The 21,102-nt window shown below is 57.5% G+C and carries 13 protein-coding genes and 1 tRNA gene; 12 read left to right on the plus strand and 2 right to left on the minus strand.

Features of this window, described 5'->3' with window-relative positions:
- The first annotated feature begins 69 nt into the window (after positions 1 to 69).
- From speB to HPY65_04770, 10 genes are all read left to right on the plus strand, one after another.
- Positions 70 to 930 (plus strand): agmatinase, encoded by an 861-nt coding sequence (speB, locus tag HPY65_04725; GenBank protein NPU83773.1) that lies wholly within the window; start codon positions 70 to 72, stop codon positions 928 to 930.
- A 121-nt stretch (positions 931 to 1,051) separates the two neighbouring features.
- A complete protein-coding gene (locus tag HPY65_04730) occupies positions 1,052 to 1,600 on the plus strand; it encodes an arginine decarboxylase, pyruvoyl-dependent (protein ID NPU83774.1) in 549 nt (182 codons plus the stop codon).
- A gap of 139 nt (positions 1,601 to 1,739) precedes the next feature.
- Positions 1,740 to 3,953, plus strand: a complete 2,214-nt coding sequence (locus HPY65_04735) for a GAF domain-containing protein (GenBank protein NPU83775.1) — start codon at positions 1,740 to 1,742, stop codon at positions 3,951 to 3,953.
- Entirely contained in the window at positions 3,950 to 4,972 is a 1,023-nt protein-coding gene (locus HPY65_04740) for a response regulator (GenBank protein ID NPU83776.1), read from the plus strand. Before HPY65_04735 ends, HPY65_04740 begins: the two co-directional genes overlap by 4 nt.
- Positions 4,973 to 5,001: 29 nt before the next feature.
- Positions 5,002 to 5,078: transfer RNA gene (locus HPY65_04745), tRNA-Met, on the plus strand.
- Between the two features lie 435 nt (positions 5,079 to 5,513).
- Positions 5,514 to 6,116 carry a hypothetical protein gene (locus tag HPY65_04750; GenBank protein NPU83777.1) on the plus strand — a complete coding sequence of 201 codons (603 nt, stop codon included), beginning with the start codon at positions 5,514 to 5,516 and terminating at the stop codon, positions 6,114 to 6,116.
- 99 nt (positions 6,117 to 6,215) lie between these two features.
- Positions 6,216 to 8,816 carry an AAA family ATPase gene (locus tag HPY65_04755; GenBank protein NPU83778.1) on the plus strand — a complete coding sequence of 867 codons (2,601 nt, stop codon included), beginning with the start codon at positions 6,216 to 6,218 and terminating at the stop codon, positions 8,814 to 8,816.
- A gap of 172 nt (positions 8,817 to 8,988) precedes the next feature.
- A complete protein-coding gene (locus tag HPY65_04760) occupies positions 8,989 to 9,630 on the plus strand; it encodes a hypothetical protein (protein NPU83779.1) in 642 nt (213 codons plus the stop codon).
- Positions 9,631 to 10,003: 373 nt separating this feature from the next.
- Positions 10,004 to 10,234, plus strand: coding sequence for a hypothetical protein (locus HPY65_04765; protein ID NPU83780.1), 231 nt, complete (start codon positions 10,004 to 10,006; stop codon positions 10,232 to 10,234).
- Positions 10,235 to 10,845: 611 nt separating this feature from the next.
- Complete coding sequence (locus tag HPY65_04770; protein NPU83781.1) at positions 10,846 to 11,655, plus strand: hypothetical protein; 810 nt, start codon at positions 10,846 to 10,848, stop codon at positions 11,653 to 11,655.
- A gap of 10 nt (positions 11,656 to 11,665) precedes the next feature.
- On the opposite strand, the gene HPY65_04775 is transcribed toward HPY65_04770, so the two are convergent.
- On the minus strand, positions 11,666 to 11,896 hold the full coding sequence (locus HPY65_04775; GenBank protein ID NPU83782.1) for a hypothetical protein: 231 nt from the start codon (positions 11,894 to 11,896) through the stop codon (positions 11,666 to 11,668).
- 229 nt (positions 11,897 to 12,125) lie between these two features.
- On the opposite strand from HPY65_04775, the gene HPY65_04780 reads away from it, so the two are divergent.
- Together HPY65_04780 and HPY65_04785 are read left to right on the plus strand one after the other, a co-directional pair.
- Positions 12,126 to 15,101: a CHAT domain-containing protein gene (locus HPY65_04780; protein ID NPU83783.1), complete on the plus strand. Its 2,976-nt coding sequence runs from the start codon at positions 12,126 to 12,128 to the stop codon at positions 15,099 to 15,101.
- 599 nt (positions 15,102 to 15,700) lie between these two features.
- Positions 15,701 to 19,729 carry an autotransporter domain-containing protein gene (locus tag HPY65_04785; protein ID NPU83784.1) on the plus strand — a complete coding sequence of 1,343 codons (4,029 nt, stop codon included), beginning with the start codon at positions 15,701 to 15,703 and terminating at the stop codon, positions 19,727 to 19,729.
- A gap of 80 nt (positions 19,730 to 19,809) precedes the next feature.
- Here the strand turns inward: HPY65_04785 and HPY65_04790 are convergent, their stop codons facing one another.
- Complete coding sequence (locus HPY65_04790) at positions 19,810 to 21,015, minus strand: DUF4185 domain-containing protein (protein NPU83785.1); 1,206 nt, start codon at positions 21,013 to 21,015, stop codon at positions 19,810 to 19,812.
- Positions 21,016 to 21,102: the final 87 nt, after the last annotated feature.

The raw sequence follows: 21,102 nt of genomic DNA on the forward strand, positions 1-21,102 counted from the left end.
CACGGTTCCCCCCGGTCTCGACATCGGGCGGGGGGTGTGCTATGGTCCCTTTCCTTTTGGGAGGTGGTTATGAATTTCGGGGGCTTGGATCCTGAATTCTGTGCTCTGGGGCAGTCCGCATTCGTCGTGATTCCCGTTCCCTACGACCTGACCTCGACCTACCAGTCGGGGTCCCGCCGGGGTCCGCTGGCGATCCTGGAGGCTTCGGGCAACATGGAGCTTTACGACGAAGAGCTGGACCGGGAGACCTATCGCTCGGGGATTCATACCGCTCCCGCCATCGAAGCGGATGCGTCGGGGCCGGAATCCATGGTCCTCACCGTAAGGGAACGGGTGGAGGAAGTTCTCGATCTGGAAAAGATTCCCGTCCTTCTGGGAGGCGAACACAGCGTTTCCCTGGGGGCCGTCCAGGCGGTCCGGCGGAAGTATCCGGGACTCAGCGTGCTCCAGCTGGACGCCCACGCGGACCTGCGGGACGCCTATCAGGGTACGCCCTTCAGCCATGCCTGCATCGCCAGGAGGATCGTGGAGCTTTGTCCCCTCGTCCAGGCTGGCATCCGCAGCATGAGCGCGCCGGAGGCGCTATACCTGAAAGACTCGGGGATCCGATCGTTTTCTGCCGATTTTGTCATGGCAGGCGAGGAAAACCTGGACCGTATCAGCGAACTCCTGGAGGGGGACCTTTACATCACCGTGGATCTGGATGCCCTCGACCCGGCCTTCATGCCCGCCACGGGAACGCCGGAGCCCGGCGGCATCGACTGGAGAGCCCTCACGGGACTGCTCCGGCGGGTCTCGCGGCGGGCCCGGATCCGGGGCTTCGACGTCGTGGAGCTTTCCCCCCTTCCGGGTCTCGTGGCCCCCGATTTCCTGGCGGCAAAACTTGTCTACCGAATGATGGGGTATGCCGGATTAACGGCAGCCCTTTGAGTTCCCTCGGGAATCGGCGCCTTTGCGGAGCCGGTTGATTCGACTTGAAAAAAAACAAAAAATAGCGCATGAAGCCTCTCGGCGCAGCCATGCCAAATTTTCCGGCTGGAGGAAAAGAATCATGATTGGATATGTCCCGAAGAAGATCTTCTTCACGAAAGGGGTGGGTGTCCACCGGGAAGAACTCCATTCGTTCGAGTTGGCTCTTCGGGACGCGGGAATCGAAAAGTGCAACCTGGTCCAGGTGTCCAGCATCATGCCACCAGGGTGCAAAGTGGTTTCCAAACCGAACGGCCTCAAGGAGCTCAAGCCCGGGGCCATAACCTTCTGTGTCATGAGCCGCTGTTGCAGCAACGAGATGAGGCGCCTGCTCGCCGCCTCCGTGGGCTGCGCCGTCCCCGCCGACAAGGGCGCCTACGGGTACATCAGCGAGCACCATGCCTTCGGCCAGACGGAGAAACAGGCCGGGGAATACGCTGAAGACCTGGCGGCGGCCATGCTGGCATCGACCCTCGGGATCGACTTCAACGTCGACGAGAGCTGGGACGAAAAAAAGGAAATCTTCAAGATCAGCGGAAAGATCGTCCGGACCCTGAACAGCACGCAGTCGAGCATCGTCAAGGCAAACAGCTACACGACCGTCCTCGCGGCGGCCGTGTTCCTTTTCTGAGGCGGCCGGCAAGACCGTGCAAGGCGGGACGTCCTCCCGGGACGGCCCGTTCGCGAATCCATCTTCCCAGTCTCGCCCTCAGGGGCACCCTGCAGGGGGGTGAGGCATTGCAAATGCCGGAACCGTACCGGTTGAAAGCATGCTTCCCGATCCCCGATACATCGCTTACGCCACTGCCATCCCCCCCGTTCTCGGCTTTTTCGTTCTCGTCTTTCTCACCGCCGTCACCCTTCTGAAGGGGCGACGAACGCCCGCAAACCGGCTTTTTGCCGTCCTGTGCCTTCTTGGGGCCCTCAACAACGCGGACCTGGCGATGCTGAGCCTCATAACCGACGGTGAACGGGTGCTCGCCGTAGAGCGGCTGATCTATGTCGTCTTCGTGTTCAGCCTGCCCGTGTACATCCAGTTCGTTCACCGCCTGCTGGGCATCATGGGGCGGCGATGGACGGAGCGTCTTGCCTGGCTCCTCGGCTTCGGATTGCTGCCGCTGACGCAGACGGATCTGTTCATCCGGGGGCTTCACCGGGGTGCCCGCGGATTCGTCGCCGAGGCGGGGCCCGCATTCCATATCTTTTCCATCCTGGCGGGATGCACGCTGGCATACTGCCTTTCTCTCCTGGTGCAGGGCCTGGGAAGGTCCGCCGACAACCGGGAGCGGAACCGGCTTAAATACATCACGGCCGGGGTAGGAATCAGCTCGCTCTTGATTGCCCTGAACATCCTGCCGGTCATCGGGCTGGACATTCATCCCATGGGGGGCTTCAGTTTCGTGCCGGCGGCGATCCTGGCCTACGGCATCCTCCGCTATGACCTGCTGGATGCCGGGGCGGTGATCCGCAGGGGGATCGTCTATTCGATCCTGGTGCTCCTCCTGGCGGCGCTTTGTGCGGCCGGCCTTTCCCTCATTCATGTGCTGTTTGTCCGCAACGGTTTCCACGATGTCGCCGCTACGTCCCTCCTGCTGGCCCTGATGATGGTCTTCCTGTTCCAGCCGATCCGGGAACGGGTTCAGGCCTTCCTGGACCGCCTGTTCTTCCGCGGCGGGTACGATGCCCGCAGGCTTCTTCGGGAGTTGAGCGGCGAACTGGCGAGCCTGAAGCACTCCGACGAGGTCCGGGACCTGCTGTTCGCGTCCATATCGGAGGCCATCCCGGTCGGGCGATTTTTCCTGCTTGTCCGGGACGCCGGGACCGGCCGCTTCCGGGCGTACGGGCGGGGAGAGGATTCCGCCGGACTGGAGGATATGCCGCCGGACCATCCCCTGGCTCTGCTCCTGGAGGAAGCGGGCGAACCGGTCAGCCGCTCCCAACTGGATGAAGAGGCCGGGGTCGTGCCGGGAGGTGAATCCCCGACGGCGTTTCTTGACGCGTACCGGATCGACCTCGCTGTGCCCATGCTGTCCCGGAACCGGCTGATTGGAGCGATCCTGCTGGGGCAGAAACGATCGGGGGCACTGTTCGTCCATGAAGATCTGGAACTGCTGGACACGATCGCCAACCAGGCGGCCATCGCGATCGAAAACGCCGCCGGGTATGAGGAGATCGAGCGGATGAACCGGGAGCTGGAGCGGCGGATCGAAGAGCGGACCGCCGAACTCCGCAGGATGCTGGAGGAAAAGGAGCAAACGCAGCAGCAGCTGATCCGATCCGAGAGCCTGGCCTCCATCGGCCAGCTCGTGGCGGGAACGGCCCATGAGCTGAACAATCCCCTGGCCAGTGCCTCCAGCCTGATTGAATCATCCCTCGATGAACTCCGGGAGCGGCCGGTCGAGGGGGCATCCGGGGAGGTGCTGGACGATCTCCGGTTTTCCCTGAAGGAGCTTCGCCGTGCCGGCTCAATTGTCCGGAGCCTGCTGGACCTTTCACGCCAGACCCAGACCTACACGGAACCGGTTGACCTTCACGCCGTGGTGGACGACGCGCTCCGGATCCTGTATAACAGCTACAAGCTCCTGCCGGTGCACATTGAACGACGGTATGCGGCGGACCTGCCGCGGGTGGAGGGCAACTTCGCCAATCTCGGCCAGGTCTTCGTCAACATCGTCAAAAATGCCCTCGATGCTCTGCCGGGGGAAGGGGGGGCGATCACCATCACCACCGCCACCGACGGCGGCCGGGAGGGCAACCGCGTGTCCGTGTCGTTCCGCGACACCGGACAGGGGATTCCCGACGGCCGGTTGGTGGACATCTTCAAGCCCTTCTTCACCACCAAAGAGGTCGGACGGGGAACGGGTCTCGGGCTCTACATTTCCCATGAGATCATCAAGCGGCACGGGGGAGAGATCCTCGTCCGCAGTGAAGGGGGGCAGGGGACGGAGGTGACGGTCCTGCTGCCGGCAAGGAGAATGCCATGAACGGATTGCTCATTGTTGACGACGAGGAAGGTGTGCGGCGGTCTTTGAAGAAGGTCCTGGAGCGGGATGGATATGATGTATGCATGGCGGAGAGCGGCGGGGAGGCGATCCAACTGGTCCGGGAACGGGGGGAGGACATAGAGACGGTCATCTCCGACTACAAGATGCCGGGAGTCGACGGGATGGAGACCCTGATCGCCATCGGACGGATCAATCCCGAGATCACCCGGATCATGCTGACGGGTTACGCCACGATGGAGAGCGCCATCGAGGCGGTGAACCAGGGGATTGACGGCTTCCTGACGAAGCCGTTCGAAAATAACGAACTGAGGGCGAAGATCCGGGAATTCAATGTCAAAAAGCGGCTCAAGCAGTTTGTCCCCGAGCAGGTTCTCGGGGAGCTCCAGAAACGGGGGAAGGGCATCCAGCCCATCAGCCAGACTGTGACGGTCGTGTTCACCGACATCCGGGGATTCACCGAGATCGCCGAGGGGATGACACCGGAGGAAGTCGCCCGTTTTCTCAACCTGTATTATTTTTCCCCGCTCGATGGGATCATCCTGGAGTACAACGGCACCCTGGACAAGCACATCGGGGACGGAATCATGAGCCTCTTCGGCGCCCCGGTGGCCGGTCCCGACGACGCCCTCCGGGCGGTCCGCAGCGCCCTCGGCATGCGGGACGAAATCGCGCGCATCAACGAGCGGCTCTCGGGTCGTCCGAAAGAACTGGCCATCGGCATCGGCATTGCGACAGGGGAGGTGATGGCGGGCATCTTCGGGTCTCACCGGAAAAAGGAGTACACCGTCTTCGGCGCCGCCGTGAACCTGGCCGCCCGGCTGATCGGGGCGGCAAAGGGGAACCAGATCCTGGTCTGCGAACGGACCTGGGAGCAGGTCCGGGACGCCGTGGAGGCCGTCCGCCTGGATCCCTTCCCCATCCGGGGAATCAAGCGGAAGGTGGCGATATATGAGGTGCGGGGAGAAAACTGCTTGACAAACGGACGGGACGGAGCGTAAGAAACGGACTCTTTTTGAGGCGGACATGACGCGGGGTGGAGCAGTCCGGTAGCTCGTTGGGCTCATAACCCAAAGGTCGGTGGTTCGAATCCACCCCCCGCTACCAATCAAATCAGGGGGTTAGGCGAAAAGCTTAACCCCCTTTGATTTGTCCGTGCTACCATCCTGCTACCATGCACCCCTTTTTCCGTCTTCGATGGAAATAAAAAAAGGCCAACCTTCTGGCTGGCTCCCTCCTCGTCCAAGTCGTGTTGTCCATTTGATCATCGACGTCATACCTGCCAAATTATCTTCTCTCACACGGCATTTTCCAGTTGCATCATCGTCGGATGACGACTACATTCGGCACGTTTCAAACCCTACACCCTACTATTCTCCTAACAGTTAGCATTGTGGCCTTCACAGGAGGATGTATGGGCTAATCCCAAGACCAAGTAGGCTTGTTCAACGGCCCTTCCGAGGGGTTCCAGAAGCAGAAAACTAACTCTAGATGTGGTAAATCTTTTTGGGGCAGGTCAGTCTTAGCGTTTGGGATATAAAGATGAATGCTGACCAATATAGAAACGTTGAGCAAATTGTCGATGATTTATGCGACAACCTTGCATGGTCTCGGGCTTACTTAATGACCCTCAAGGGACTCCATGAAGTCGCCAAGTCATCACCTAAATATCTTGATTCGTATCCCCAATTTGTTTCATGTCTTTATCACGGCCTGTTTGATTGCCTGTTCATCAAAATACATAATTTTGTCGACTCGTCAAAAGGTGCTTGCGGATTCCCGCACTTTTTTAAGGTGCTTCGTAAGTATTACCCTGACGACAACCCACTGATGACTCAAGTCAAGATAGACGTTGATCGCCTCAAGAAGCAGGTAAGCATAGAAAAAATAAAAAACTGGAGAAATAAAATTTCGGCACATCTGACACAAACCTACCGCCAGCCAGGCTTTTTTTCATCAAATAGCCTTTATCTCTCTGAGTTAGAGGAGTTACTTAACCTCATTGAAGAAATGGTCGAGAACTATTCATTCAATATGCTTTCGAGGAGAAATGATACAAGGAATCCCTCGGCCGATATAATTAAAGAAATTTCGAAATTGTTTTGGCTAAGTACCGAATCAGGCAGTGCAACGCATCACAAATAGACCCGGCTCCCAGAGACATCGTTAGTTATACATAAAAATCCTTGTAACAGTGGTCTCGTCGGTTTGAATTCTATTTGATGCAGGCAAAACGGAGGACGAGTGATACTTCAAGAAATACTGAAGTGGTCTAAAGGACTACCAGCTTGGCAAAGCGACGCATTAGCTCGATTACTTACACAGCAGGTTGTGACACCAGACGATATAGATGACTTGTTCGCGTTGCTCAAAGCAACTCATGGCATTCCCGATCCGAAAGGGCGTACTCCAAAGCCACTCGCAGCCGATCAGATCCCCGCGCCAGTTGCGGCATCGACGAACGTCGTTCTCTGTGCCATGAAAAACTTGCGGCACGTAAACGCAATTGCCGAGAACCAATATCTTCCATTTGGCACTTCCGGGTTGACGGTCATTTATGGTGACAACGGTTCAGGAAAATCCGGGTATTCGCGCGTTCTGAAGCGCGCTTGCCGTGCGCGCGATCAGGCGGAGGCGATTCACCCAAACGCAAACTTACCCGCTGGGGGAGCCACTACTGCCGAAGCTGTCTTTGAAATTATCGTCGATGGTGTTGCTAAAGATGCATTTTGGACTGCTGGCAAGGTGGCTCCCCCCGAATTATCACAGCTCTCAATTTTTGATTCACGCTGCGCCCGCTCCTACCTCAACAGCGAAGATGATTTCTCCTATGTACCTTACGGGCTCGATGTTTTCGAAGGACTGGCAACAATCTGCCGGCAATTGAAGAGCCGAGTCGATAAGGAGTACGAACAGTCATCTGTCGATTTGACCGCATTCGCGCCGCTGCAAGGTGACACAATGGTTGGCAAACTGATCTCAACCTTGTCCGCCAAGACAACAATAGAGCAGGTTGAGACATTGGCTACACTGTCACCAGGAGAACTGACTCAGCATACCGAACTGGACAAGAGCCTGAAAGAAAATAATCCGAAAGAGAAAGCCAACCAATTACGCTTACGTGCTCGTCGCATAGCCGCCATTTCAGCGAGTGCAACCAGTAAAGGTGCACTGGTAAATTCAGAAATGATTGCTAAACTGCGACATTTGGCTAACAACTACCGCACAGCGCAGGCTACGGCCGAGCTCGCCGCCAAGAAGTTCAAGGAAAGCGAGAAACTGCTTCCAGGCACTGGCGGTGAGGCATGGCGCGAATTGTTTGATGCTGCCCGTAAGTTTGCGCTCGAATCACACCCAGATAGAACATTCCCCGATCTTGGCGCCGATGCACCTTGCCCTCTTTGCCAGCAGCCTCTTGCAGAGGGCGCAGCGCGTTTGCTTCGCTTCGAGACATTCATCCAACAGGAAGCGGAAAAAACCTCTCAGGAGCGCCGCATTGCTCTATTCACCGAAGTCGAGTCATTTGCAGCGAATAATCTGACGTTAAATCTCGATGATGTGACCTACAGCGAAATAGAGGTAATTGATAAACTGCTTGCAGCGGACACACGGACTTTCGAGCAGGCGCTGACCGAACGCCAAGACGCTATTAAAGCCGCCGTAATATCAAATCAGTGGGACAGCACAGAGAAAATCTTGGCCAGCCCAGCAGTACGTCTTCAGGCAGTCGCCGATAAATTGAATACCGAAGCCGAAACCTTGGAAAAGGCATCGGACGAGAAAGCCCGTACCGTGCTAATGAAGCAATTTGCTGAACTGGATGCGCGAGTTCGGTTGAAACAGGTCAAGGATGCGGTTGTTACCGCCGTGTCCTGTCTCAACCACCAGGCTAAGCTGGCGCAATGCCTATTAGCGGTCAAGACCACGGCCATTTCCTTGAAAGCATCGGAGTTGGCCGAAAAGGTCATCTCAGTGAAGCTGGCCGAGGCGCTCAATCGCGAGTTCAAGGCGTTGGGCGTCGGAAAGCTAAGTGTTTCGTTGCAGAGCCGAGTGGAAAAGGGCAAGGCTTTGCACAAACTCAAGCTAAATCTGCAGCAGAGTTGTAGTCCCGTTGAAATCCTGAGCGAGGGAGAACAGAGTGCTATTGCTATCGGTTCCTTCCTCGCCGAAGTTGGCCTAAGCGGCAGCAAGGGCGGTGTCGTATTCGATGATCCGGTATCCTCACTGGATCATCGAATACGTGAGCGTGTGGCCAAGCGATTGGTGAATGAGGCCATTCAGCGTCAGGTCATCGTTTTCACCCATGATATCTATTTTCTATGTGTCCTTGTAGAGGAAGCGGAAGCTACCGGTGTACCGTTCGCAACGCAGAGCCTGATCCGTCGTGCCAAAGGTTTCGGCATCGCCGAGCCCGATCTTCCCTTCGAGGGCAAGAACACGAGCAAGCGGATCGGTGCACTAAAGGCCCATCATCAGTCCATCGCCAAGTTGCATAAAGATGGCGAAGAGCAGGAGCACCGCAGACAGACGGTCGAAGCTTACTTCCATCTGCGTATGGCTTGGGAACGAGCAGTCGAAGAGGTGCTCTTTCGCAAGGTTGTCCTCCGCTTCCGTAAAGGAATTGAAACACAGCGCTTGGCAGAAGTCGTAGTTGATGACAATGATTATGCTCAAGTGAATGCCGGGATGACGAAGTGCTCGAACTACGCACACGACAAGGCGATCATGGGAGGTACAGCGGTGCCTAATCCCGATGAATTACTTGCTGATATCATGGCACTGGAAGCTTGGCGGAATGAGATCGAGACAAGGAGTAAAGAAACCGGCAAACGGCGTAAAACATGAAACAACTCGGCCAAGATTCTTCTATGAGAAGCCAACAAAGCGCTGTACCGGATAGTTGCCCTTTCGGACCACTCCCGGTTGCCTTCCTATTGGGCACCACAAATAAGTAAGATGTCAAAATCACGTTTACTGGGAAGAGATATCAACAGACAGGCCGGGCGCAGAATTGGAGATGAACTTGATTCGATGGATTAAAGATCTGCTCAATTGGGTATTAGAGCCTCGTCCATTATGGCTATGTGTTCTGGTTTTGGGCTTGTCCTTATATCTCGCATTTGTCGGTCAAGTAAGTGAACCGAGGATAAGGCTCATGGGCCTCTTTCTGCAACTTAGCGGCGTTGCTACCGTCGTATGGGGACTTCGGGAAACAAGACAGTTGTTTGGGTATCCAACACTGTTTCAACATGCTATCGATTGGGCCAAGCGCTTTCCGAGGTACAAACCTTCCCCCATATCTGGAGAAGGAAAAGCCACTCTACCTGCATTCACTTGTGAGGGTAGTGGATACATATGGGAGTCTTTTAGTCGCGAAGTAGCAATAGAGAAGAGAGTGGCAGCCATCGAAAGAAATCTTAAGTGTGTGGATGAAAGACTAAACAAAGTGCAGGGACGATTGCATTACGAGACAAACAGGATCACTTCTGAGCTGCACAAAGAACGGTTACGCAGAGAAGAGGAAGACATCAACACAAGGAGACAACTGGAACTTTCTCAGACGGGTGGACTAGGAATTTCCGCCGTAGGATTTATTTGGCTCTCTATGGGGCTGATACTTAGTACGGCATCGCAAGAAATAGCACAATGGCTTACTTGAGGAACAACTAATCGATAAGGGAAGGATCCTGCTCAGCCTTTCTTCGAATCACTCCACACCATTGTAATTCGGATCCCACCTACGGCTCCCCTGACTCAGGTAGTATCCCGAGGAAATGCTTGGAATGAAAGGGGTGCAAAAAGGTGGTAAATGAGCAATCTTCTGAGCATCCAGATCCAGAGCAAAGTACCTTACAAATTCTCGAACGCTTGGCGTACTTGTTTGTTATCGACATAACTAGCTTTTTACCAGATTTGAACTGGTTCAGTTAGTCAAGATCCTTAATTAATATGTTCTCTTGAATTTGGGTTGAAGGAGGGAAGGTAAAAATATGGGAGCAAACAATCAAACAGGCTGCAACAAAGAGCATGTAATCTTCCATTCTGGTGAAGGAGAAACGGTACAAATTGGCTATGTGAATGATAACTGTCAAAAATGTCACGGAACTCTTTTTGTTGAAGGTAACGACAAGTATGCGAATGTCTACCGTCTGGAATGCCTTCATTGTGGTTATGTTTACGGAGCAAATAGCGGTGATGTGTGGGAACGCCGTTGCCCGATATGTCAGAACGGTGCGGCGGGCATTGACTACTGGAAGGCTTGACCTGAGGTTATGTAGAGAAGGCGAATCGACGCACCAAACAGCCTTGGAGCGTCAGAACCGGGGCATGCGCGCCTTGCAGCTCAATCACTGGCGCCGGGGCACGACGATGTACCGGGAATTACGGAAGATGGGCGCTTCGGAAGCGGATGCCCACAAGGTCGCCGCGAACAGCCGGTGCTGGTGGCGCAACAGTGGCCGGGCGCTGAATCGAGTGATGCCGATCGCCTACTTCGACCAGCTCGGCGTACCCCGGCTCTCATGACCTCAACGACTCGAACCGCCCGGTGCGGACCCGCATGCCGGGTGGTGTGGGAGGGGAACGGTCAGGAATCCTGACCGCCCCTATCCCGATTCAGAGGGGTTTTCCCCAACAAATTTCCAACGGACTGGTTGAAAGTTTTTCCGGGAGGCCTGCCTGCTCATCGTTGCAGGCCTCGTCATTGAAAAAATGACCGTACACCTGAAGACGGCACCCCGGCCGGGTCTCATCCAGGCTGCCTGTCAGGCAAGAATCCGAAGGCTCCATCGATGTTCCCCACCCGATCGCATCCTTTGACAAATCGGGCATTCTTTCTTATGATGCCCGAACATTGCCGACAGGAGAAAAATCAATGATCATGAGAAAATGTAGCTTTTGGGGCGTCCTTTTTTCCCTGATCATATCGCTCACACTTTCCCTCCCATCTTCTGCGTCCTCCTATGAACGGGAAATTGCCAACCTGTCTTCCATCATCGTTTCCAGCATCAGCAAATCCGGGAAAAAATCGATCGCGGTGGTCGATTTTACCGACCTTCAGGGCCAGGTAAACGAACTCGGAAGATTCATTGCCGAGGAAATGTCCGGCAACATAACTTCTCAGTCTCCCAAATTCGACGTTCTTGACCGTAATCACATCAAGCGGCTCCTTGAAGAGCAGAAGCTTTCAATGTCGGGTCTGATGGATCCGAATGCAATCAGGAAAATCGGTAAACTGGCAGGCGCTGACGTCATCATTACCGGGACCATTACACCCTTCGGCGACAGCATCCGCGTTTCTTGCAAGGCCATTGATACAAAGAGCGCCAAGGTGGTTGGATCAGCACGCGGAGACATTGCAAAGACGGCAACCATCGCCGACTTGATCAAGCTAGGCGTAACGACCTCCCGGCCTTCCCAGGAGCCGGTGAAGCAGCCGGCGTCCTCCAGGATCTTCAATAAACCCCTGTACCGCGGGTATCGCGTCGACATCTGTCTGCACTGGAGCCGATTGTGCCAAAAACCCGCTGCCGACCGCTTCTGCCAACTCAATGGATTCAGGGAGGCCAGGACATGGAAGATCGCCTACGATATCGGGTACATGACCCCTACCTACGTGATCGGAGACGACAAAACCTGTGGGATAAGGGGCTGCGACGGATTTGAAGTTATCGAGTGTGAGTGACAAAGCCGTTTCACTGGGTGACAGGTCTCCCCAACCCCTGCTCCGGAATCGGCAGGGATGACCCCGAATGCTGGCGGCGTAGTCCAGATTGTGCATGATGGACGGCGTTGGTCAGGGCGACAGTCAGGATGGTGTCATCCATGAACCGGCAGCCCGGTGAGAATAGCGGGATCCCGGTGATCTTGATCGGCCTGTATGCGCAGACGGACCCGATGATGTCTCCGGCGATGTCTCCGAGCATGGCAAGCATCCGGGTTGAGACCGCGACAGAACTCCAACACCGATTGCTGTACAAGATTTGAAAACAGGTTCATTCCGAGATTGAAACATGCCCTTGGAAAAAGTTTTGATATCATGCTCGGCATCGGATTTCTGCTCATTCGATAGCGGAAAGATTATGCCGGAATAAAGGAAGATTCCAAATATGACTGCCTGCCAGGTTTTGTTACTCCCAGGGGGAGGGAAAAGCCATGAAGATGTGCACACCAGTCGCCTTGCTCCTCGCCATTCTGATTACTTGTCCTGGTTCTTCCCCGTCCGCTGACGCGCAGGGCCTGCCATCCGAAATCGGAGCGGAAATTGCAGTCGGCAGGAATCTGACAAACGATGACTGCAAGCTGCGGCGCATCCAGCCGGCAGACTGGGGAGGCGACGCGGAGCGATATGCACTTTTTTGCGAGGGGTGGTCGCAACAGAGCGGGCAGATGATCGTATTGCGCTCCGATTCGCGGCTGAGCGCATGGTGGCTGGAGGAAAGCGGCTGGGCCCAGGTCATCCTTGCGGCTGGAGACTGTGAGCCGCCAAAGGCCGAAGCCAATGTCAGTGATCTCAAGGTGGCGGCTCGCCTTTGCCGGCATAGGCTCGGCTGGCGCCAGATCATGCTGGTGGCGAAGTCCGAATCCGGCACCTATGTCGCGAATTTTCTGCCCAACAACGCACCTTTGATCGAGCGTGCCCTGCTGACCGCCACTGGAAAGAATGCCCCGGAGACTTCCGCAACGCAGGGAAGGAAAATGATCAGCCTGAGGGCGTTGGAAGAGCTCATCGGGAAGGATTCCGAGCTGCCGTCGATCCGGGAGATCGGGAGTATCTTCGAGTTGAGCAGGCTGGCCCACTATCAGCATGAAGCTCGGTTCTACCGAACAGCAGAGTTGACATGGCTTCGGGTCCTGGCGGCCCAGGAACGCCTCTTCGGGCTGGACAGCCCCGCGCTCGCCATGACGCTGCTGAACATGTCCCATCCCATTCGGAACCAGCGCCGTCTGGACGACGCCCTGGCGTTCACGAAAAGGGCCGAGCCACTCGTGCGGAAGTCCCATAATCCCGTCCTGACCTCCCAATTATACAACCACTTTGCGTTCGACGCGCAATGGCGCAGAAACTATACAGCGGCCATCACGTTCAATCAGGATGCGATTGCCGCCTTGCCGGATGCCTGGCCGGGCTCGTCGGGCTGGCTGGCCGAAGTGTACTTCAGCCTGTCCATCGCCCAGTATGCAACCAAAGATTACAAAGCGGCCGAAAAGGCGGCACGTAATTCACTCTCGCGCTACATCAAAGCCCAGGGCCCTGACAGTGGGTGGACCAATCGGGTCCGCATGCAACTTGCGAGAATCCTGACGGCACAAAAGAATTTCGATGAGGCGGAATCCCACCTGAAAGATGCTCTTCCCTCCGCGGAACGGATGTTCGGCCGGACGATCTGGTGGGCAAATGCGAAGGTTTTGGAGGCCGGCCTTGCACGGGCGAAGGACGACCCGGACAGGGCCCTGGGTGCATACCGTGCCTTTGCCTCCGTCGCGGCGCGTGAACCATTCGCATGTTTCTACGGTCCTTGCCTCAGTCCGTATGTCGATCTGCTCATCACCCGAGCCGGCAATGATCCCGATCAAGCTCAAGGCGTTCTGAGCGAGGCGTTTTCGGCGGTCCAACTGTTCGATTTCCCTGTCGTCAGTACTGCGATCCAGCATCTGACCGCTCGAATCAGCGCCGAGGATCCGGAGCTTGCGGCCTTCACGCGTGAGCAGCAGGACCTGGCGGAACAGCAGACAAACCTCCGGGCGCAGTTGATGGTGGAGTCCAGAAAAGCGGCAAAAAATCGCTCCCCAAAAAGAGAGCAATCCATTGAGAGCAAAATCCACAAGTTGCAGGAAAAAATCGACGAACAGGAGCCGAAGCTGCAGGACCGCTTTCCCAAATATGCTCAACTCGTTTCCCGAAGGCCTGTCGATGCTCGATCGATTGACGAGATCCTGCAGCCTGACGAGGCTCTCCTGTACATGTCTCACGTCGGCGACAAGGGGTACACCTTCCTGCTGCACCGGAACAGTCTGAAAATCCACACCGTCAATCTGTCGCGAGAGCAACTCCGGCAGAAAGTAACCGCGTTGCGCAGCGGGTTAACCGTGGAGGCCGGCCACATGCGTCCCTTCGACACGGCGTTGGCGCATGCGCTCTACCGTGACCTCGTGGGATCTCTCCTGGATTCCCCGGGACCGGTTCGCCGTTTGGTTGTCATTCCGGCAGGACCGCTGCTCAGCCTCCCGCCTGACGTCCTGGTGTCCGGTGAACCGGGTACGGACGGAAAGATCCCCTGGCTGGCCCGTCGGTTCAGTATCCTGGTCGTCCCGGACGTGCGGGCTTTCGTGAACTTGCGCGGCATGGGCAAGCCGCCGTCGTCCGCTTCCGGGTTTCTTGGCATTGGCAATCCGAGATTTGACGCAGGCCAATCCGGCCCGGCGCTTTCAGGCAGGGCAAGCAATACCGGTGCAATGAGCAGGGGAATTCATCTTGTTTCTGCAAGCAAGGAGTTTCACGGAACTTCCTGCGCAGAAAAGTTGGACGTCCGCGCCCAGGTCGCGCGGCTGGCACCACTCCCCGAGTCTGATGACGAGGTGCGGGTCATGTCTTCATCCCTTGGTCATGGGAAGGCTGTGGTGCTTCTGGACGAGAAGGCGACCAAATCGGGACTCCGCAAGGCGAACCCGGAGACGTGGGGAATTGTTGCCTTCGCCACCCATGGGCTGCTGCCGGACGACCTCTACTGCGAGAACGAGCCCTCACTTGCTTTGGCGCCTGGCCCCGCCGGCGACCTTCATGACGACGGTTTGCTCCGTGCGAGCGAGATCGCCACGATGCGCCTCCATGCTACACTGGTGATCCTTTCAGCCTGCAATACGGCAGGAGCGGACGGACGACTGGGCGGGGAGAGCCTTTCCGGGTTGGTCAGGGCCTTTTTCTATGCGGGTGCGCGAAATGTGCTCGCAACACACTGGTCGATAGCTTCCCGGCCCACGGTCGATCTCATGAAGGAGATGGCAAGACGTCGAGAGCAGGGGATGAACTGGCCGGAGGCTCTGACGGAAAGCAAGTTGCGGATGATGGACGATCCCGCAACGTCCCATCCTTTCTTCTGGGGGGCATTCAGCCTGGTTGGGGGTGGCTGAAGGCAAAGACTTGAATCGGGAGACGAACAAAAAGGGAGGCCGGACATATAGCCTCCCCGGTGGTTCGAATTCATCCCTGCTACCAATCGAATCAGGGGCTTAAGCGGATCGTTTAAGCCCCTTTGATTTGCCGTGTCATCATCCTGCTGCCGGGCGTCTCCTTTTCGGCCTTCCCGATCAGCGAAAAGACGGTTCATCCTTCCGGCCGGTCCCCCAGGTCATGGATTCACCGTCTGATCGTGGATGCCAGCGGCGTCACTCGAGTTGCTCTCGAAATTCTTTTCATCCATGCGTTGACATCCGCTTCCTTTTTTTTTTACACTGATGCCGCCCGCAGGCCGCCGGCAAGCCGCTTTCCCCTGGCGGCGGTTGTTTTGCCGCGCGGTCTCTGCCCGATGTACAGCCAAGGCCGATCGTGACCCGTGATGTTACAGCTTCCAGCGACAGGTCCGGCCGAGTTCTCATTCAAATTTTCAAGACAAAGAAGAAAGATCGCGAAGACGGTGCGAACCTGCAATGTCTGCCGCGACGGAAGATTCTGTCTAGCGGTGTGCTGAAAAGCTCGTTTTGCGACAGTCCGATAAACCGGGGGTAGAATCATGAGTGTTATTCATCTGCGGGAGCGCGTGGGCCGAAACGTCTTTTCCCTGAGACCGGGGAGCCGGCCGGGGGTGCAGATCCTTTGCGCCGTTCTCATCGTGCTGGCCGGTACGGTCATGACGGCGCAAGCCGCTACGAAGCTCGTGCCGGACACGAATTACTCCGATATTATCATGAACATTTATGACGACAGTTACGCGGACGATGATCCTTATACAAATCAAGGGATCATTAACGTCTACAGCACACTGGACAACTACGGCACGTTTCGCAATGAGCCGGATGCCCTGCTTCGCAACTACGGCACGCTGCGCAGCGATACCGGCGCCACGCTGCACAACCGGTCGGGAAGCAGGCTGTTCAATGAATCAGGCGGTACGCTGATCAACCGTACGGGCGGTACACTGAACAACTCCGGCGAGTTCGTCAACACAGGCACGGCGACCAACTCCGGTGCACTGGTCAACTCGGGCGATTTGACGAACAAGCTGCACGGGACGCTGAACAACAACTCCGGCGCCACGCTGACCAACGATGCAACCGGGACGCTGACCAACCTCGGCACAATAAACAATTCCGGAACGCTGACCAACCTCGGCGTTTTCGGCGGCTCGGGAACCATCGTCAACGACGGGGGCACCATCGACAATTCCGGCACGTCCATGTCCATCACGACCCTGGTCGTGAATACGGGCAAGACGGGCATTGTCACCGGTTCAACCCCGACCACCGTCTCAACGGGCAACGTGAGCGGTACCCTGAACCACACGGGGAGCGGCGGCCTTTCCTTTACCATCCTCAACCTGGATGGCGGCGTCTTCAACAACAACGGCAGCGGCGGTACGAACATCGGAACCGCAGCCGTTGCCGACGGCTACACGGGCACCATCGGGGGCACGGGGCCCATCGGGCTGACCGCGGCCAATGTGGACGGAACGCTCAATGTCACCGCCGTTCTCTCCGGTACGGACTCCCTCACGAAGACGGGCACGGGCACGCTGACGCTATCCGGCGACAACACCTACACCGGGGGCACGAACATCAATGATGGAACAATCAGCGTGGGCAGCGACGGCAATCTCGGCGACGCTTCAGGAGCGCTTACCTTCGGCGGCGGTACCCTCAAGGTGACAAACAGTTTTACGACGAACCGGTCCGTCGCGCTGGACAGCAGCGGCGGCACGTTTGACACGAACGGCAACAGCCTGACCCTGTCCGGGGTCGCCTCCGGCACGGGCTCCCTTCATAAAAGCGGCGACGGCACCCTCACGCTCACCAGCGCCAACACCTATACCGGGGGCACGACCGTGAGCACGGGAACGCTCGCCCTCTCGGGAGCCGGCACCCTGGGCGATGCGACGGGGAGTACAACGGTGTCGGGAGGCACCCTCGATCTGGGAACGACCACCCAGACGCAGGCGGAACTCAGGCAGTCCGGCGGAACGGTGCAGAACGGAACCATGAATGTCACGACCTATCAGATGACCGGCGGGACGCTTTCGTCGGACGCAACGGTCTGTGCCGCATCCGGCTTTGACATGCAGGCCGGCACCGTGAACGGCGTTCTCTCCGGTACGGGCTCGCTCACCAAGACGGGCCCGGGCGAACTGACCCTGTCCGGCACGAATACCTACACCGGCGGAACGAACGTCAACGGCGGGACGGTCAGCGTGGGCAGAGACGACAATCTCGGGGATGCAACGGGAGGGCTCGCCTTTGACGGCGGCACCCTCAAGGCGACCGGCAGCTTTTCGACGGGCCGGTCCGTCATGCTGGGCAGTGGCGGCGGCACCATCGACACGAACGGCAACGACCTGACCATAAACGGGGATATTTCGGGTACGGGCTCCCTCACCAAAGAAGACGGCGGCAAGCTCATCCTCACCGGCACGAACACCTACACCGGCGGTACGAGCATCAACGGCGGGACCGTCAGCGTGAGCAGAGACGAAAATCTCGGCGATGCATCGGGGGCGCTCACCTTCGGCGGGGGCACCCTCGAGGTGACGAGCGGCTTTACGATGAACCGGTCCGTTGCGTTGAACAGCGGCGGCGGCACCATCGACACGAACGGCAGCGACCTGACCATATGCGGGGATATTTCGGGTACGGGCTCCCTCACCAAGGAAGACGGCGGCAAGCTCATCCTCACCGGCACCAACACCTACACCGGCGGCACGACCGTCAACGGGGGCATTCTGCAGGGCGATACGGCAAGCCTTCAGGGCGATATCACCAACAACAGCCAGGTAACCTTCGACCAGGAATCGACGGGCACGTACGCCGGGAACATGAGCGGCACGGGCTCCCTCGTCAAGGAAGGCGACGGCATCCTCGTTCTCACCGGCATCAACACCTATGCAGGAGGCACCTTCGTGGACCACGGCGCTCTCGCCGTGGAAGGCAGCATAACGGGCGATCTCGCTATCGGCGCATCGGGCACCCTCATGGGCAACGGCACGATCACCGGCAACACCGTGAATTCCGGCACCCTCGCCCCGGGGAACTCCATCGGAACCCTGACGATCGCCGGCGACTACACCCACAACGCCGGTGCCGTCTATGCCGTAGAGGTCAACGCGGCCGGCGAGTCGGACCGGCTCGTCGTCACCGGGACAGCCACCCTGAACGGCGGGACGGTATCCGTTCTGGCCGGCTCGGGGCAGTATTTCATGAATACGACCTACACGATCCTCTCCGCCGGGAGCGTCGTGGGTACGTTTGACAGCGTCACGAGCAACCTGGCTTTTCTCACCCCGTCGCTGAGTTACGACGCCGCGAACGTTTACCTGCTCTTGACCAGGAACTCCACCCGCTTCGCCGATGTGGCCCTCACCCCCAATCAGTATGCCGTTGCCTCGGCCCTCGATCGCGGCACTCCAGCCGCTGCCGGCGATATGGTCACGGTATACAACAACCTCCTGGGTCTATCCGCCGCAGGGGCGAGAAGCGCCTACAACCATACGGGCGGCCTTTCGCACATATCTCTTGCAGAGGCGACATTCTTCTCTTTCAACCGGTATGTCAGCGCCCTCGCCGGGCGCATGGAAGGCTTCGGCGCGGGAGGATCGTCGCTTGCCGGTTCGGGAAACGTACTTCTGGCCTTCCGGGAGGATGCGGGAAGCGATGCGGGAAACACCCTCCTGGCCGCCATCAAAAGTGCTAACAGTGGAAACACAAACAGCGGGGATTTTTCACCCTGGGGACTCTGGGCAAAGGGATACGGCAACCTGGGAGAACGCCGGGGGGATGACATTTCGACGAGGTATGACTACCGCGGCGGGGGGCTGGTCGTCGGCTTCGACGGGAAGGTGAGCGAGAAGCTGCTTCTGGGTGCATCCGCTGGCTACTCCTATACGAAGGTGAACATGAAGAACCTGAACGACGACATCAGGGTGGCAGGCTATCAGGGGTCACTTTACGGAGCATACGATGTGGATCCCTGGTATGTTCACGGTCTTGTCGCCTACGGCTTCAACCGCTACGACACGACCCGCAACATCATCTTCGGAACCATCGCCAGGACCGCCCATGCCGGCTATGGCGGTCACAGCCTGAGCGGCTATGGCGAGGCGGGTTACCGCTTCCGGATCGGCACGGTCAGCGTCATCCCGACGGCCTCTTTGCAGGCGGGATCGCTCTGGCGCAATGCCTTCACGGAGACGGACGCCGGGGCGCTCGGTCTCGCTGCGGACAGCGACCGGATGTCGTCGCTGATCGGTTCCCTGGGAGTCGGGCTGAAGAAGGAATTCAGGATGGAGAACGGTTCCATCACCCCGGAGATCCGGGTCCGGTGGCTCCATGAGTTTGTTGACGGCGACTATACGCTCGATGCCTCCTTTACGGATGATCCCGTTTCCACCTTCAGTGTCAGGGGCGACAGGGTGCAGCAGGACAGCGCGGTCATCGGTTTCGGGCTGAGCTGGGAGATCGGGAAGAGCTTCGATCTTGCCCTGTCCTACGATGCCACTCTGTCGGGAGACAGCACGGAGCACAGCGGGACGGCAGGAATCCGGTACGAGTGGTGAGGAATGCTTCCAACGGGTACGGCCCCCTGCAACCACTCCATTGTGCGTCTCTCAAGACAGTGAGTGGCGACTTGCTTCCCTCACTTCATTTGCATTCCTTCATCGGAGATTCGAACCCTGTTTACGACGGGCCGATAGAGAAAAAGGTTCCTGCGGATGAAGCTTGTCCTCTTCTCGAGATCCTCATGTGAATTGCATACATACGTGACGACAAGGGTTCCGTTCCCGGCGAATTCCGGATGCTCCTTGCCGGCATAGCAGAAGTTGTTCCTGTCGTATCGGGAGCTGTTCCGGTCGACTTCGGGAATCGACGCGATCAGAGGCTTCGGTTCGGACCAGGGGCCTTCCGGCGCGTCCGCTGTCTGGTACAGCATCCGGTCGCCGTTGTTCCGGACGGAAAGGTAAACGGCGATCCATTTGCCGATCCCCGGATGATAGCGTATGCTCAGTTCGGAGACGGCGGCATCGAGGACGACCCTGACGTTCGCGGGGTCCGGATCTCTTTCCCATCGTCCGCTCCGGGTCAGGTATTCGATGGCCCGGGCCGGATCGTCCAGTTTTCCGACGGGGATGCGGGCCAGGATGTTACCAAGAACGCTTTTGCCATTCCTCGTTGCGCCATACAGCGGGTAGAAATAGACATAATTCCGAAAAGCCACTGCCGTGGTCGCAAACGCGAGAATCTCCTTCGGGATTCCGGGAGTCAGGTCCAGATACTCGACGTTCCACCGGTTCGGATTGGCCTCCTCGAAGCTCATGATCCGGGCGAGTTTGTGTCCTGCGATCTCGAACTTGAAGGGGCCCGGCATTTCCGGATTTGCCTTTATGGACAGGAGCGGGATATAAAGCACATGGTCGACCAGGAAGGGATCCTGCGGCCACAGCCATTCCTTTTCCTCGAAGGACGATACGAATTCTCCGTTTTTCCTCTTCAAGTAATGACGGATTTGAAACCCGGAATCGGCGCTGCAGGTTGAAACGGCCAGCGTGGTTCCCAGGACCACCTTCATGTCCGTACGATCCTGTCTGCCTTCCTCGTCCGAAACGAAGGTGTCCCCAAAAAGCCACAGGACGCGCCCGTCATTCAGGCCGATTGAATACGCGCCGTCCCCGCCGTACCAGCCATCCCGGTCGTGGAAAAAGGGCAGGCAGTCCGCCGGTGTGGGTCGCAGAAGATCGGCCTTCTCCGGAACGGTCGAACAGGAAAGAAGCAGGAGGCAGAACAGGAACAGGACAAGCCGGACGGCCGTATGGGTCGGTTTCTGCATGGATTGGAACGTTTTCATAGGTTCTGTTCTCGCTGTTGGTTCCCGGAGATCAGGCGATCGGTCTCCTTTCGCGATTCCTGGCGATTCCGGGGCCGGTCCGTTTCC

Source organism: Syntrophaceae bacterium (assembly GCA_013177825.1).
Classification (GTDB): Bacteria; Desulfobacterota; Syntrophia; order Syntrophales; family PHBD01; genus PHBD01.

Bases quoted from the DNA above. Each gene is read 5' to 3' on its own strand.
- HPY65_04740 (NPU83776.1), top strand. From the start codon at position 3,950: ATGAACGGATTGCTCATTGTTGACGACGAGGAAGGTGTGCGGCGGTCT.
- HPY65_04760 (NPU83779.1), top strand. From the start codon at position 8,989: ATGAACTTGATTCGATGGATTAAAGATCTGCTCAATTGGGTATTAGAG.
- HPY65_04730 (NPU83774.1), top strand. From the start codon at position 1,052: ATGATTGGATATGTCCCGAAGAAGATCTTCTTCACGAAAGGGGTGGGT.
- HPY65_04735 (NPU83775.1), top strand. From the start codon at position 1,740: ATGCTTCCCGATCCCCGATACATCGCTTACGCCACTGCCATCCCCCCC.
- speB (NPU83773.1), top strand. From the start codon at position 70: ATGAATTTCGGGGGCTTGGATCCTGAATTCTGTGCTCTGGGGCAGTCC.
- HPY65_04790 (NPU83785.1), bottom strand. From the start codon at position 21,015: ATGAAAACGTTCCAATCCATGCAGAAACCGACCCATACGGCCGTCCGG.
- HPY65_04775 (NPU83782.1), bottom strand. From the start codon at position 11,896: ATGCTCGGAGACATCGCCGGAGACATCATCGGGTCCGTCTGCGCATAC.
- HPY65_04780 (NPU83783.1), top strand. From the start codon at position 12,126: ATGAAGATGTGCACACCAGTCGCCTTGCTCCTCGCCATTCTGATTACT.
- HPY65_04750 (NPU83777.1), top strand. From the start codon at position 5,514: ATGAATGCTGACCAATATAGAAACGTTGAGCAAATTGTCGATGATTTA.
- HPY65_04770 (NPU83781.1), top strand. From the start codon at position 10,846: ATGATCATGAGAAAATGTAGCTTTTGGGGCGTCCTTTTTTCCCTGATC.
- HPY65_04785 (NPU83784.1), top strand. From the start codon at position 15,701: ATGAGTGTTATTCATCTGCGGGAGCGCGTGGGCCGAAACGTCTTTTCC.